The 13,882-nt window shown below is 73.3% G+C and carries 15 protein-coding genes; 3 read left to right on the top strand and 12 right to left on the bottom strand.

Annotated elements, in window-relative coordinates; all coding sequences use genetic code 11:
- Positions 1-122 precede the first annotated feature (122 nt).
- Positions 123-779, top strand: a complete 657-nt coding sequence (locus tag ACZ6BB_RS33895; protein WP_471618943.1) for an SCO3374 family protein — start codon at positions 123-125, stop codon at positions 777-779.
- Here the strand turns inward: ACZ6BB_RS33895 and ACZ6BB_RS33890 are convergent.
- From ACZ6BB_RS33890 to ACZ6BB_RS33845, 10 genes are all read right to left on the bottom strand, one after another.
- Positions 758-1,093 (bottom strand): histone-like nucleoid-structuring protein Lsr2, encoded by a 336-nt coding sequence (locus tag ACZ6BB_RS33890; RefSeq protein ID WP_013001654.1) that lies wholly within the window; start codon positions 1,091-1,093, stop codon positions 758-760. The two genes, ACZ6BB_RS33895 and ACZ6BB_RS33890, sit on opposite strands and share 22 nt — an antisense overlap.
- Positions 1,094-1,385: 292 nt before the next feature.
- The gene (locus ACZ6BB_RS33885) at positions 1,386-1,919 is read right to left on the bottom strand and encodes an amino-acid N-acetyltransferase (protein WP_059083962.1); all 534 of its coding nucleotides are present in this window, start codon (positions 1,917-1,919) and stop codon (positions 1,386-1,388) included.
- A 9-nt stretch (positions 1,920-1,928) separates the two neighbouring features.
- Positions 1,929-2,390: a BlaI/MecI/CopY family transcriptional regulator gene (locus ACZ6BB_RS33880; RefSeq protein ID WP_471618942.1), complete on the bottom strand. Its 462-nt coding sequence runs from the start codon at positions 2,388-2,390 to the stop codon at positions 1,929-1,931.
- Positions 2,391-2,521: 131 nt separating this feature from the next.
- Positions 2,522-2,713 (bottom strand): hypothetical protein, encoded by a 192-nt coding sequence (locus tag ACZ6BB_RS33875; protein ID WP_471618941.1) that lies wholly within the window; start codon positions 2,711-2,713, stop codon positions 2,522-2,524.
- Positions 2,714-2,732: 19 nt separating this feature from the next.
- Complete coding sequence (locus ACZ6BB_RS33870) at positions 2,733-3,425, bottom strand: hypothetical protein (RefSeq protein ID WP_471618976.1); 693 nt, start codon at positions 3,423-3,425, stop codon at positions 2,733-2,735.
- A gap of 397 nt (positions 3,426-3,822) precedes the next feature.
- The gene (locus ACZ6BB_RS33865; RefSeq protein WP_037702429.1) at positions 3,823-4,620 is read right to left on the bottom strand and encodes a type III pantothenate kinase; all 798 of its coding nucleotides are present in this window, start codon (positions 4,618-4,620) and stop codon (positions 3,823-3,825) included.
- Between the two features lie 13 nt (positions 4,621-4,633).
- Complete coding sequence (gene nadC / locus ACZ6BB_RS33860) at positions 4,634-5,620, bottom strand: carboxylating nicotinate-nucleotide diphosphorylase (protein ID WP_471618940.1); 987 nt, start codon at positions 5,618-5,620, stop codon at positions 4,634-4,636.
- Between the two features lie 5 nt (positions 5,621-5,625).
- Positions 5,626-7,341, bottom strand: a complete 1,716-nt coding sequence (locus ACZ6BB_RS33855) for an L-aspartate oxidase (protein WP_471618939.1) — start codon at positions 7,339-7,341, stop codon at positions 5,626-5,628.
- Positions 7,338-8,342, bottom strand: coding sequence for a pantoate--beta-alanine ligase (panC, locus tag ACZ6BB_RS33850; RefSeq protein WP_471618938.1), 1,005 nt, complete (start codon positions 8,340-8,342; stop codon positions 7,338-7,340). Before panC ends, ACZ6BB_RS33855 begins: the two co-directional genes overlap by 4 nt.
- On the bottom strand, positions 8,339-9,295 hold the full coding sequence (locus ACZ6BB_RS33845) for a Rossmann-like and DUF2520 domain-containing protein (protein ID WP_471618937.1): 957 nt from the start codon (positions 9,293-9,295) through the stop codon (positions 8,339-8,341). Before ACZ6BB_RS33845 ends, panC begins: the two co-directional genes overlap by 4 nt.
- A gap of 207 nt (positions 9,296-9,502) precedes the next feature.
- On the opposite strand from ACZ6BB_RS33845, the gene ACZ6BB_RS33840 reads away from it, so the two are divergent.
- Entirely contained in the window at positions 9,503-10,651 is a 1,149-nt protein-coding gene (locus tag ACZ6BB_RS33840) for a threonine aldolase family protein (RefSeq protein WP_471618936.1), read from the top strand.
- A gap of 7 nt (positions 10,652-10,658) precedes the next feature.
- Here ACZ6BB_RS33840 and ACZ6BB_RS33835 read toward each other — a convergent pair whose 3' ends face one another.
- Positions 10,659-11,330, bottom strand: a complete 672-nt coding sequence (locus tag ACZ6BB_RS33835; protein ID WP_471618935.1) for a response regulator transcription factor — start codon at positions 11,328-11,330, stop codon at positions 10,659-10,661.
- A 148-nt stretch (positions 11,331-11,478) separates the two neighbouring features.
- Complete coding sequence (locus tag ACZ6BB_RS33830; protein WP_471618934.1) at positions 11,479-12,681, bottom strand: sensor histidine kinase; 1,203 nt, start codon at positions 12,679-12,681, stop codon at positions 11,479-11,481.
- 118 nt (positions 12,682-12,799) lie between these two features.
- Between ACZ6BB_RS33830 and ACZ6BB_RS33825 the strand changes: the two genes are divergently transcribed.
- A complete protein-coding gene (locus ACZ6BB_RS33825; RefSeq protein ID WP_471618933.1) occupies positions 12,800-13,864 on the top strand; it encodes an SAM-dependent methyltransferase in 1,065 nt (354 codons plus the stop codon).
- Positions 13,865-13,882 lie beyond the last annotated feature (18 nt).

The raw sequence follows: 13,882 nt of genomic DNA, 5'->3' as shown, positions 1-13,882 counted from the left end.
TCCGCTAAGGGCGAACATCCTTGCGTCGTCACCCACCGCTGAACGCCCCCTTTCCCGGTACTCCTCGCATCCGAGCCGATACCCAGCGTAACTCCGGGCCTCTTCGCACGGTTGCTCCTGACATGGCCATCGTCCCCCTTCCCCGCCGACCGCTCGACCCGAGCGGCGTCCCGGGTGCCGTCGCGCGCGATGTTCCGGGCGAGCTCGCGTGCGACGCGGTGCGGCGGTGGTACGAGAACGAGCTCGGCTGGGCGACCGTGCCCGGGGCGCCCGTACACCTCATTACGGGCCTGCGCTTCGATGTGCTCGACGTACCGGAGGAAGCGGGGGCCGCGGCGCTCAGGCATCTGGGCCCGGTGCCCGGTCCGGGCTCACCGGTGGCGCTGCGCGGCGGGCGGATGCTGCTGCTGGTCGCGGCGGGCTGTGCGGAGGAACTGCCCGGCCTGCTGGAGTGGCTGGACTGGGGCGGCCTCGACCTGGACCTCACTGCCGTCGGAACGGGCGGTCATCTGGTCGCGCCGGCGCCACCGGGCGGGGCCGTGAGGCCGGTGGGCGGGCGCGGTGAGGCCGGTTCACAGGGGGCCGCCGTGTGGCTGCGGCCCCCCGAGCCGGGGTGCGAGGTGGAAGCCTCGCTGCCGAGCTTGTCGGCGTTGGGGGGCGGTGGGGTCACCCCTGACCTCGTGCGAGTGGTGGACACGGTGGCGACGCACTGCCACCGCGTCCGGCTGCGGCGCGCGAGCACCGGGCCGTCGGAATCTCAGCCGTTGGCCTTCTCGTAGGCCTCGCGGATGGAGGCGGGGACGCGGCCGCGGTCGTTGACCTCGTAGCCGTTCTCCTTCGCCCAGGCGCGGATGGCCGCGGTGTCCTGGCTGCCGCCGGCGGCGGCACGGGCCTTGCCGCGTCCCCCCGCAGCACGGCCTCCGGTACGACGGCCACCCTTGACGTAGGGGTCGAGAAGGCCGCGAAGCTTGTCCGCGTTGGCGGTCGTGAGGTCGATCTCGTACGTCTTGCCGTCCAGCGCGAACGTCACGGTCTCGTCCGCCTCGCCGCCGTCGAGGTCGTCGACAAGAAGGACCTGAACCTTCTGTGCCACCGGATTTCCTTTCATCGATAACTTCAGGGCCGAGGGCCTGCGGCGTGCGCCGCTGTTTCGCGTCCCCTGTTATATGCAGTACTGCAGTACGTCGGAAAGCAAACCGCTTTTCCAGGAAAAACACAAACCCCTGGGAGAGACCGGGGAGAGACGACGGAGAGGGCGGGGAGCCCGGGGAAGACCGGAAACATGCGCGTTTCGGACATAGGGCACCTGGGCAAGGAGCCCTCCGGTTGAATAGGGGCCGGGGTTCCCCGATGAACGCCGCCCTTCCCAGTGGATCGGCCGAGGATCACAGATGCAGAAGCATCCGGCTGTTGCCCAAGGTGTTCGGTTTCACCCGTTCGAGACCGAGGAACTCCGCGACGCCCTCGTCATAGGAACGCAGCAGCTCGGCGTAGACATCGGTGTCGACCGGAGTCTCACCGATCTCCACGAAGCCGTGCTTCGCGAAGAACTCGACTTCGAAGGTCAGACAGAAAACCCGGCGAACACCCAGCCAGCGAGCTGTGTGGAGCAACTTCTCCAGCAACTGGTGGCCGACGCCGAGACCCTTGGCGTCCGGGTTCACCGCGAGAGTGCGGACTTCCGCGAGGTCTTCCCACATCACGTGCAGCGCGCCGCAGCCGACGACCTCGGCGTTGTCGTCCCGTTCCGCGACCCAGAACTCCTGGAGGTCCTCGTAAAGGGTGACCGTCGCTTTGTCGAGCAGGATGCTGCGCTGGACGTACGAGTCGAGGAGGCGGCGTACGTGCGGGACATCGCTGGTCCGAGCCCGCCGGACGGTGATGGCTTTTGAGGTGACTTCGGGACTCGATGCTGGCATGAGCGGACGCTATCGCCCGGGGAGATCCGGGGATTCGCCGGGGGTCCCCTGCGTTTCGCCGGACGATTCGGTGGATTCGCCCGGGGTTTCAACAGGGGTTTCGACGGCCGGGGCGGCGGCAGCGGCCGGTTCGGGTTTGACGGTGCCGGGACCCTGCACGATGCGTACGGCGTCGGTGAGCGCCTGACGCTGTTCCTCGCTCATCATCCCGAAGAAGGCGACGAGGGCGGCCGCGGGGTTGTCGCTCTGCGACCAGGCTTCGTTCATCAGTGCGGCCGCGTAGGCGGCGCGAGTGGAGACCGCCTCATATCGATAGGCCCGGCCTTCCGCCTCCCGGCGCACCCAGCCCTTCTGATGGAGATTGTCCAGAACGGTCATCACCGTGGTGTACGCGATGGACCGTTCGTTCTGGAGGTCTTCCAGGACTTCCCGAACGGTCACCGGGCGGTTCCACTTCCACACCCGTGTCATGACCGCGTCTTCGAGTTCTCCCAAGGGGCGAGGCACAGTTCCGCACGATATCCGGAGAAACCCTGGGAAGCAGAACAAAAAGGGCGTACGACTCGAAAAACACACGAGTCGTACGCCGATGGGGCGTCGCGTCAGGCGCCGTTGCCGCCGGGGCCGGTGTCGCCGGCCTGGCGGACGCTCTCCGCGCGAGCGAGGGCCGCGTCGACCACCGCGTCCTCCTTGGCCTTGTTGGAGCCGCCCTGGGTCTTCACGATCACCCGGATGACGGCGATGAACAGCACGGCCATCACGAAGGGGGGCAGCAGCGCGGAGACGTAGTCCATGGGTCCAGGGTAGCCAGGGCTAGACGGCGGCCAGCTGCTGGGGCGGGTTCGCGGGCGGGGCGGCCGGTTTGCGCTTGGGCGGGAAGACCTCGCCGGGGGTGGGGACGGGGCGGCGGGCCGGGCTCGGGGCGTCCGGGCGCGGGACGGGGCCCGGCTTCTCGGCGGGCTGGGCCGGCCGCGACGGCCGGGCGGGCTTGGGCGCGGCGGGGTCCCCGGCGGCGTCGCGGGCGTGTGCGGGGGCGCCGGGTTCCAGCAGGCCGCCCGGGAGGGCGGTGAGCCGGAGCCAGGAGCGGCCGGAGCCGGAGCGGGAGGCGGGGACGACCACCGCGGAGGCGGCCGCACGCCCCGTGAAGCGGGCGCGCACGTCCTGTTCGGCGAGCGGGCGGCAGCGCTCCAGGAGGGCCGCGGCGGTGGGATTGCCGCGCAGCGCGCGCAGGGCGGCGAGGTCGTCCGGGCCGGGGCGGTACCCGGCGTCCAGAGCCTGTGCGAGGAGGGCCGCGTAGCCCGTGAGCGTGCCGGGGAGCGCGGCGCGGTAGCGGGCGAGGTCGGCCAGCAGGAAGGCCCTCAGACGGGCGTCCTCGCGGGTCGCCTCGTCTACGGACTCGGCGAGCCGGAGGCAGTCCTGCACCTCCTGCGCCGAGGCGGGGCTGGGGTTGAGGGCGAGGGCGAGGGCACGGCGGAGCACACGAAGCTCCTCGGCGCCGAACGCCATGCCGCCGCGGGTTCCGTGGGGCGTGGGCATGCCGCGACGATACGCGCTAATCAGACAAAAGAGGGTCGATGGGGGCGTGTGGCGCCGGGGACCACCCGCCTGGGTGGACGGGGGCGCGGCAGGGGGTGGGGGGTGCGGGTTTCGTGGGCGGGTGCGGGTGCGTGGGGCTTCTCGCGCAGTTCCCCGCGCCCCTGGAAGCACCGGGCCCCTGCGAGCCCGAAAGCCCAGGCTCCGCGGGCTTGAAGGGCACTGCCCCGCGGGCCTCGAAGACACGGCCCCGCGGGCCTGAATAGCTCGGGGCGCAGCCCCTGCTTTTCAGGGGCGCGGGGAACTGCGCGAGAAGCCCCACCGGCCGGAACCCGCCCTCGCACCGAAACCCCCACCCCCTGCCGCGCCCTCAGAGCCGCGACACGTTCCGTTCGTACACCAGCCGCAGCCCGATCAGCGTCAGCCACGGCTCGTGCTCGTCTATGACGGACGACTCGCCGAGCACCATCGGCGCGAGCCCGCCCGTCGCGATGACCGTCACGTCCTCGGGGTCGTCGGCCAGTTCACGGACCATCCGGCTCACCACCCCGTCGACCTGCCCGGCGAACCCGTAGACGATCCCGGACTGCATCGCCTCGACCGTGTTCTTGCCGATCACACTCCGCGGCCGGGCGACCTCGATCTTGCGGAGCTGGGCACCCTTGACGCCGAGCGCCTCCACGGAGATCTCGATGCCGGGGGCGATGACACCGCCGACGTACTCCCCTCGCGCGCTGACCGCGTCGAACGTCGTCGCCGTACCGAAGTCGACGACGACGGCCGGGCCGCCGTACAGCTCGACGGCGGCGACGGCGTTGATGATGCGGTCGGCGCCGACCTCCTTGGGGTTGTCCGTCAGGATCGGGACGCCCGTCTTCACCCCCGGTTCGACGAGGACCGCGGGGACGTCGCCGTAGTAGCGGCGGGTCACCTCGCGCAGCTCGTGCAGGACGGACGGGACCGTGGCGCAGATCGCGATGCCGTCGATGCCGTCGCCCAGTTCCTCGCCGAGGAGCGGGTGCATGCCCATCAGGCCCTGGAGGAGGACCGCCAGTTCGTCGGCGGTGCGGCGCGCGTCGGTGGAGATGCGCCAGTGTTCGACGATGTCCTCGCCGTCGAACAGACCGAGGACGGTGTGGGTGTTGCCCACGTCGATCGTCAGCAGCATGGCCGTCCCCGCCCTACTCGGCCGCGCGCAGGTCGAGGCCGATGTCCAGGATCGGGGACGAGTGCGTCAGGGCCCCGACGGCCAGGAAGTCGACGCCCGTGTCCGCGTACGCCTTGGCGTTGACGAGCGTCAGGCGGCCCGAGGCCTCCAGGAGGGCGCGGCCGTCGACGAGCGCCACGGCCTCCTCGCACTCGATCGGCGTGAAGTTGTCGAGGAGGATCAGGTCGGCGCCCGCGTCGATGACCTCGCGGAGCTGGTGGAGGGTGTCGACCTCGACCTCGATGGGCACCTCGGGGAACATCGCGCGCACGGCCTCGAACGCCTGGGCGACGCCGCCGGCGGCGACCACGTGGTTGTCCTTGACGAGGGCCGCGTCCGAGAGGGACATGCGGTGGTTGACCCCGCCGCCGCAGCGGACCGCGAACTTCTCCAGGGAGCGCAGTCCCGGTGTCGTCTTGCGGGTGTCGCGGACCTTCGCCTTCGTACCCTCCAGGGCGTCCGCCCACGCGCGCGTGGCGGTCGCGATGCCGGAGAGACGGCACAGCAGGTTCAGGGCGCTGCGCTCGGCGGTGAGCAGGTCGCGGGTGGCGCCGGTGACACTGAGGAGTTTCTGTCCGGCCTCGACGCGGTCGCCGTCGTCGACGTGCCGCTCGACCTCGAACTCGTCCGTGCAGGCCACCGAGAGGACCGCCTCGGCGATCCGCAGGCCCGCGACGACGCCGCCCTCGCGGGCGGTGAAGTCGGCGGTGGCACGGGCGTCCTCGGGGATGGTCGCGACCGTGGTGACGTCCACGCCGTGGTCGAGGTCCTCCTGGATGGCGACGTTGGCGATGTCCTCGACCTCGACGGGGTCGAGTCCGGCGTCGGCCAGGAGCTGGGCGAGCGCGGGGTCGAGCCCGCACTCCAGATACTCCTCGCCGGTCAGCCCGTCGTCGGCGCCACAGGCGCAGCCGTCGCCGCAGCCGCCGCCGGAGGCGAGGGGAAGTTCGGGGGTGCTCACGTCTGTCACTGCTCCTGGTGATGCGGCCGGGTCGGGGGGAAGTCTGCGGTATCCGTGGTGTGTACGGCGAGCGTCCGGTCCGGATTCAGCCGGACGACGATGTGGCGGCGCCAGGCGGCGTCGTCGCGCTCGGCGCGGTCCTCGCGCCAGTGGCAGCCGCGGGTCTCCTCGCGCAGCCGGGCGGCGGCGACCAGGACACGGGCCACGCACAGGAGGTTGGTGGTCTCCCAGGTGTCGACGCCGGGCTCGGCCGTCTTGCCGTTCTCCGCGAGGGTGTCGCGGGCCTGCGCGTGCAGCCGGTCCAGGGCCGCCGCGGCGGTCGCGAGGGAGGTCTCGGAGCGCAGGACGCCGGCGCCCCCGGTCATGGTCCGCTGGATCGCGAACCGTATCTCCGGTTCGAGCAGCGGGTGCGCGGGCTTCCCGGCGTACGGGACGGGCTGGGGCACGCGCGCGTGGAGGCCGTTGCCGGCGTGGGCGGCGGCGATGTCGGCGACGATGCGCTCGGCGTAGACCAGGCCCTCCAGGAGGGAGTTGGAGGCGAGCCGGTTGGCGCCGTGGACGCCGGTGCAGGCGACCTCGCCGCAGGCGTAGAGGCCGGGGACGGTGGTCCGGCCGTGGGAGTCGGTGCGGACGCCACCGGAGGCGTAGTGGGCGGCCGGGGCGACCGGGATGGGCTCGGTGACGGGGTCGAGGCCGTGGGCGCGGCAGGCGGCGAGGATCGTCGGGAAGCGGTGCTCCCACATGTGCGCGCCGAAGTGCCGGGCGTCCAGGTACATGTGCTCGGCGCCCTGCTCCTGCATGCGGCGCATGATGCCCTTGGCGACGATGTCGCGGGGCGCCAGTTCGGCCAGCTCGTGCTGCCCGAGCATGAAGCGGACGCCGTCGGCGTCGACCAGGTGGGCGCCCTCGCCGCGGACCGCCTCGGAGACGAGGGGCTGCTGGCCCTCGGCGTCCGCGCCGAGGAACAGCACGGTCGGGTGGAACTGGACGAATTCGAGGTCGGAGACCTCCGCGCCGGCGCGCAGGGCGAGGGCCACGCCGTCGCCCGTCGACACCGACGGGTTGGTGGTCGCGGAGAAGACCTGGCCCATGCCGCCCGTCGCGAGGACGACGGCGGGGGCGTGGACGGCCCCCACGCCGTCGTGCTGGCCCTCGCCCATGACGTGCAGGGTGACACCGGCGGTGCGGCCGTCGGCGTCCAGCACGAGGTCCAGGACGAGCGCGTTCTCGACCGTGCGCAGTCCCCGCGCGCGGACGGCCTCGACGAGTGCCCGGGAGATCTCGGCGCCGGTCGCGTCGCCGCCCGCGTGGGCGATGCGGCGGCGGTGGTGGCCGCCCTCGCGGGTCAGCTCCAGGCCGCCCTCCTCCGACTCGTCGAAGTGGGCGCCGGTCGCGATCAGGCGGCGTACGGCGTCGGGGCCCTCGGTGACGAGGAGTCGCACCGCCTCCTCGTCGCACAGGCCCGCGCCGGCCACCAGGGTGTCGTCCTGGTGCTGCTCGGGGGTGTCGCCCTCGCCGAGGGCGGCGGCGATGCCGCCCTGGGCCCAGCGGGTGGAGCCGTCGTCGAGGCGGGCCTTGGTGACCACGACCGTGCTGAGACCGGCGGCCTCGCAGCGCAGCGCGGCGGTGAGGCCGGCGACGCCCGAGCCGACGACCACGACGTCGGCGTCGATGGACCAGCCCGGGGCGGGCGCGTGCAGTCGTATGCCGGTGCTGGTCACGAGGCGGCTCCGAAGGTTCCGAAGGTCAGGGGGATGTTGTCGATCAGCCGGGTCGTCCCCACCCGGGCCGCGACGGCGAGGACGGCCTCGCCGGTGAAGTCGTCGGGGATGTCGGTGAAGTCCGACGGGTCGACCAGGGCCAGGTAGTCCAGGGCGAGCGGCGGCTTCATGCGCAGGGCCTCGTCGAGGACCAGGCGGGCGGCGGCGCGGACGGCGGCCGGGCCGCCGGGGGCCGCCTTGGCCATGGCGTGCGCGTCGGCGGCCGCGCGGGACTCGCCGATCGCGCTCAGGGCCTCGGCACGGGCGCGCGTGGCGGGCACCTCGCGGGCACGCGCGCGCAGTGCCTCCTGCGCGGCGTGCCGGTCGCGGCCGGCGAACAGTGCCTGGGAGAGCGCCAGTGCGGTGCGGCGTTCCTCGGTGGAGAGGTACCGGTTGCGGCTGGACAGGGCCAGGCCGTCGTCCTCCCGGACGGTCGGCACGCCCACGATGTCCATGCCGAAGTTCAGGTCGCGGACCATACGGCGGATCAGGGCGAGCTGCTGGGCGTCCTTCTGGCCGTAGAGCGCCACGTCGGGGCGGGTGAGGTGCAGCAGCTTGGCGACCACGGTGAGCATGCCGTCGAAGTGGCCGGGCCGGGAGGCACCCTCCAGACGCTCGCCCATGGGTCCCGCGGTGACGCGGACCTGCGGTTCGCCGCCCGGGTAGACCTCGTCGGCGGACGGGGCGAACACCACGTCGGCGCCCGCGGCCGCGGCGAGTTCGACGTCGGCGTCCAGGGTGCGCGGATAGCGGTCGAGGTCCTCGCCGGCGCCGAACTGGAGGGGGTTCACGAAGACCGTCACGACGACCTCGCCCGTGCCGCCCGCGATCTCTCGCGCGGTGCGGATCAGGGTGGCGTGGCCCTCGTGCAGGGCGCCCATGGTCATCACGACGGCCCGGCGTCCCGCCCGCGCGCGTGCGTGCAGTTCGCCGGCGGTGCGCAGCACGGTGGTGGTGGTCATCGGGCGTCCCCCTCGGTCCCGTCGGTGCCGCCCGCCTCGGTGGTGCGGTCCGTCGCGCCGGCGAGCACGCCGAGGAGGTCCTCGGCCAGTTCCGGTTTGAGCAGGCCGTGGGCGAGGGCCCGGTCGGCGGTCGCGCGGGCCATCGCCAGATACCCGGCGACGGTCGCCGGGGCGTGCGCGCGCAGTTCGGCGACATGCGCGGCGACCGTGCCCGCGTCCCCGCGCGCCACGGGGCCGGTGAGCGCCGCGTCGCCCGACCTGAGCGCGTTGTCCAGGGCGGCGCCGAGCAGCGGGCCGAGCATACGGTCGGGGGCGGAGACGCCGGCCGCGCGCAGCAGTTCCATGGACTGGGCGACCAGGGTCACCAGGTGGTTGGCACCCAGGGCGAGGGCCGCGTGGTAGAGCGGGCGGTTCTCCTCGGCGACCCACTCGGGCTCGCCGCCCATCTCGATCACCAGCGCCTCGGCGGCCATCCGCAGCTCGTCGGGGGCCGTGACCCCGAAGGAGCACCCGGCGAGCCGCTGCACGTCCACCGCCGTGCCCGTGAACGTCATCGCGGGGTGCAGCGCCAGCGGCAGCGCACCCGCCCGGAGCGCGGGGTCCAGCACCTTCGCGCCGTACCGGCCGGAGGTGTGCACGAGCAGCTGCCCCGGCCGTACCGAGCCGGTCTCCGCGAGGCCCTCGACCAGCCCCGGCAGGGCGTCGTCGGGGACGGTCAGCAGCACCAGGTCGGCGTGGCGCAGCACATCGGCGGGGGACATCAGCGGCACGTCGGGCAGCAGTTCGGCGGCGCGTCGGCGGGAGGCGTCGGAGACGCCGGAGACGGCGACGGGGCGGTGGCCCGCCAGCCGGAGCGACGCCGCCAGCGCGGGGCCGACGCGGCCGGCGCCCACGACCCCGACGGTGAGCCGCGCGGGGCGGTCCTTCGGCTCTGGCTGCTGGAATGTACTCACTCGGTGGGGGCCTTCCCGTTCCAGTCCGCTCTGGGTACCGGACGATTTCTCGTCATGTTAACGCGATTGGTTCGAGAGGCGTTCGGTCGTCCACAGGCTGTGGGCGGTCGCGGCCCGTTTCCGCAGGTCGTGTCGAGCCCGGGTGCGTGGGCGGTTCGGCTCGAAATCCGGGTGCCGGGCCGGACGGGCCGGGGAGATGATCCCAGGATGAGCGAAGCGGCGATGAAACGGTACGAGCGGCGGCAGGTCGCGCATCGGGCGGCCGGGCGTGTACTGGCACGGACGAGTGCGCTGGCGACGGTCCGGGAGCGCCTGGCGCTGCTGGACACCGCCGCGGACGTGTACGACCTGGACCGGACCGCCGACATGTACGGCAACGGGGTCGTCGAGACCCTGGAGGAGCGGACCGCCGCGCTGCTCGGCACGGAGGCCGCCGCGTTCTTCCCGACCGGCACGATGGCCCAGCAGGTGGCGCTGCGCTGCTGGGCGGCCCGCACCGGGAACCCGGCCGTCGCCCTGCACGCCCATGCCCACCCCGAGATGCACGAGCGTCATGCCTTCAGCCAGGTCAGCGGGTTGCGCCCGGTACGGCTGACGAGCGAGCCACGGCAGCCGACCGCCGAGGAGGTACGCGGTCTCGACGAGCCCTTCGGGGCGCTGATGCTCGAACTGCCGCTCAGGGAGGCCGGTTTCGTGCTCCCCTCCTGGGAGGAGCTGGAGGAGGTCACCGAGGCGGCACGCGCGCGGGAGGCGGTGGTCCACTTCGACGGGGCCCGCCTGTGGGAGTCCGCGACGCATTTCGGCCGCCCGGTCGACGAGATCGCGGCCCTCGCCGACAGCGTCTACGTGTCGTACTACAAGTCGCTGGGCGCCTACGGCGGTGCCGCGATCGCCGGCCCCCGGTCGCTGATCGACGAGGCGAAGACCTGGCGGCACCGGTACGGCGGCCAGGGCTTCCAGCAGTTCCCCACCGCCCTGTCGGCCCTCGTCGGCCTGGAGCGGGAGCTGCCCCGGCTGCCGGAGTACGTCCGCCACGCGCGCGTGGTCGCCGCCGCGCTGCGCGAGGGGTTCACGGCGGCGGGGGTGCCCTGGTCCCGGGTGCACCCCGAGGAGCCCCACACCAACGAGTTCCAGGTCTGGCTGCCCTACGAGGTCGACGTCGTCGCGGAGGCATCGGTGCGCCAGGGCGAGCAGACCGACGCGCTGCTCTTCGCCCGCCCCTGGGACCAGGGCGGGCCGGGGCTGGCGGTCACCGAGATCGAGGTACGGGCCGCCGCCCTGGAGTGGACGGCGGCGGACGTCCGCGGGGCCGTGGCGGACTTCGTGACGCTGGTGGGGAAGGTCGCCGGCGAGTAGGCGCCGGTCAGCCCTGTCCGCCCGCCCGGACCAGGCCCGTCTCGTAGGCCAGCACGACCACCTGGACGCGGTCGCGGAGGCCCAGCTTGGTGAGGATGCGGCCGACGTGCGTCTTGACCGTGGCCTCGGAGAGGACGAGGCGGGCGGCGATCTCGCCGTTGGAGAGGCCCTGGGCGACGAGGATCATGACCTCGCGCTCGCGTTCGGTGAGCCGCTCCAGCTCCTTGTGCCGGGGTTCCGAGCCGGTGCTCGGCAGCATCGGGGCGAAGCGGTCGAGCAGGCGCCGGGTGGTGGAGGGCGCCACGACCGCGTCGCCGCTGTGCACGGCGCGGATCGCGGCCAGCAGCTCGCCGGGCGGCACGTCCTTGAGCATGAAGCCGGAGGCACCCGCCTTCAGCCCGGAGAAGGCGTATTCGTCGAGGTCGAAGGTGGTCAGGATGAGCACCTTCGGCGGGTCCTGCTCGGCGCAGATGCGGCGGGTGGCCTCGACGCCGTCCAGCTTCGGCATCCGGACGTCCATCAGGACCACGTCCACCTCGGTCGTCCGTACCACCTGGAGGGCCTCGACGCCGTCACCCGCCTCCGCCACGACCTCCATGTCCGGCTGGGCCGCCAGCACCATCCGGAAACCGGTGCGCAGCAGCACCTGGTCGTCGACGAGCATCACGCGGATCGCCATCGGGTCCTCTTCCGTGTCTCTGCAAGGGGTCTGAAGGAGCGGGTCAGGTACGAGCGGGTCAGATACGAGCAGGTCCGGAGGACCGGGTGTGCGCGAGCGGGTGTGCGGGTGTCGGCGGCCGGCACGGCCGTGTCGCCGTGTCGCCGTCTCAGAGTGCGGGCTTCAGGGGCAGCAGGGCGCTGATCCGGAAGCCTCCGCCGGGCCGGGGCCCCGCGTCCAGCGTGCCGCCGACCATACCGACACGCTCGCGCATACCGATGAGGCCGTGCCCCTGCCCGTCGGCACCGCCCTCCTCGTACAGCTCGTGGGGCGCGCCCTTGCCGTCGTCCTCGACGAGCAGCCCGAGCCCGTCGTCGAAGTAGACCAGGCGGACGCTCGCGCCGGTGTTCGGGCCGCCGTGCTTGCGGGTGTTGGTGAGGGCCTCCTGGACGATGCGGTACGCCGTCAGCTCCACCCCGCTGGGCAGCGGGCGCGGGGTGCCCTCGATCTTGAAGTCGACGGGCAGGCCCGCCACCCGGCACTGCTCGACGAGGTCGTCGATCTGCTCCACGTCGGGCTGCGGGACGTACTCGCCGACCTCCTTGTGCTCACCGGTGCGCAGCACGCCGAGCAGGCGGCGCATCTCGGCGAGAGCCTGACGGCCGGTGGAGGAGATGGTCTCCAGGGCCTTCTTCGCCTGGTCGGGGGCGGCGTCGAGGACGTAGGCGGCGCCGTCGGCCTGGACCACCATGACGGAGACGTTGTGCGCGACGACGTCGTGCAGTTCCCGGGCGATCCGGGCGCGCTCGGCGGCGACCGCGACCTTGGCCTGGGCCTCGCGTTCCTTCTCCAGCCGGGCGGCGCGCTCCTCCAGCTGCGCGAAGTACGCGCGGCGGGTGCGCAGGGAGTCGCCGAGCACCCAGGCCAGCGCGAACGGCACGGTCAGGACCACGGCGAGCACCGCGTTGCCCAGCGTGCTCGTCTGCTGGTCGGTCCAGCGCAGCTGCGCCAACGAGGCCGCGCAGAGACCGCCGCCCAGGGCGAACCAGGAGGCCCAGCGGGCGCCGTCCGCCGCGACCGTGTAGATGACCACGAGCATCGCGAAGTCGGCCGGAATTCTCGGCACGCCCACGATCAGCTGGGCGATGCCCGCCGCGGCGGCCAGGACGAGCATCTTCTCGGGCATGCGGCGCCGCAGGGCGATCGAGAGGCAGAGCGCGACCGTGATCACCGCGAAGGCGGGCCCGTCCGCGTCGTTCGCGTAGACCGGGTCGATCGGTCCGCTCACCAGGCTCATCCCGAGCAGGACGACGGCCCAGAAGCTGTCGACCCATGTCGGGTGCCGGCGGAGGAAGTCATAGAGGCGCTGCACGTGACCCAGCGTAGGCAAGGGGCCGGTGTGCCGGGGTCAACCGGAGGGCCGATCCATGACCGGGGCACGTACTCCCCAAGGTGGAGGCCGTGTTACCCGTTCCGCTTAGCCTGACGTGATGAGGGATCGTCCCGCGCGACCGCAGCCGGCACCGCACGCGTCGCCGCACCTGTCACCGCCCCCTGCCCAGGAAGGGGCGGGGCCCTGGCGTCCTTGGCGCGACGCGGCCGAGGAGGCCCTGTACGGGCCGGGCGGCTTCTACCGGCGGCCGGAGGGGCCCGCCGGGCACTTCCGGACCTCCGTGCACGCCTCACCGCTCTTCGCCGCCGCCGTGGCGCGGCTGCTGTGCCGGGTGGACGAGGCGCTGGGGCGGCCCGGCGAGCTGGGGTTCGTGGACATGGGGGCCGGGCGGGGGGAACTGGTGAGCGGGGTGCTGGCGGCCCTGCCCGCGGAGGTGTCGTCCCGTACGCGCGCGTACGCCGTCGAACTGGCCGGGAGACCGGACGGTCTCGATCACCGCATCGAGTGGCGCGCGGAACCGCCGACGGGGGTCACCGGGCTGCTGTTCGCCAACGAGTGGCTGGACAACGTGCCCGTGGACGTCGTCGAGGTGGACGCGGCCGGTGTGGCCCGGCAGGTGCTGGTACGGGAGGACGGGAGCGAGCGGCTCGGTGAGCCCGTGGCCGGGGAGGCGGCCCGGTGGCTGGACCGCTGGTGGCCGCAGGAACCCGAGGAGGGGCTGCGGGCAGAGGTCGGGCTGCCGCGGGACCGGGCGTGGGCCGCCGCCGTGGCGGGTGTCGCGCGGGGGCTCGCCGTCGCCGTCGACTACGCGCACCTCGCGGGCGCCCGGCCGCCCTTCGGGACGCTCACCGGGTTCCGGGAGGGGCGGGAGACCGCGCCGGTCCCGGACGGGTCGTGCGACCTCACCGCGCATGTGGCGCTGGACGCGTGCGCGCTGCCGGGGGCCCGCCTGCTCACCCAGCGGGCGGCCCTGCAGGCCCTGGGGGTCACCGGCGGCCGTCCGCCGCTCTCCCTCGCGACCACCGATCCGGCCGCGTACGTACGGGCCCTCGCGGGCGCGGGCGAGGCCGCCGAACTGACCGCGCCGGGCGGGCTGGGTGACTTCGGCTGGCTGGTGCAGGCGGCCGGGATCCCGGACCCGTTCCCCCGCGACACCCCGTAGCGCCCCTCGGATCCCCGG

The organism is Streptomyces sp. NPDC041108, from assembly GCF_055592645.1.
This window is presented reverse-complemented; position numbering and strand designations above follow the sequence as displayed.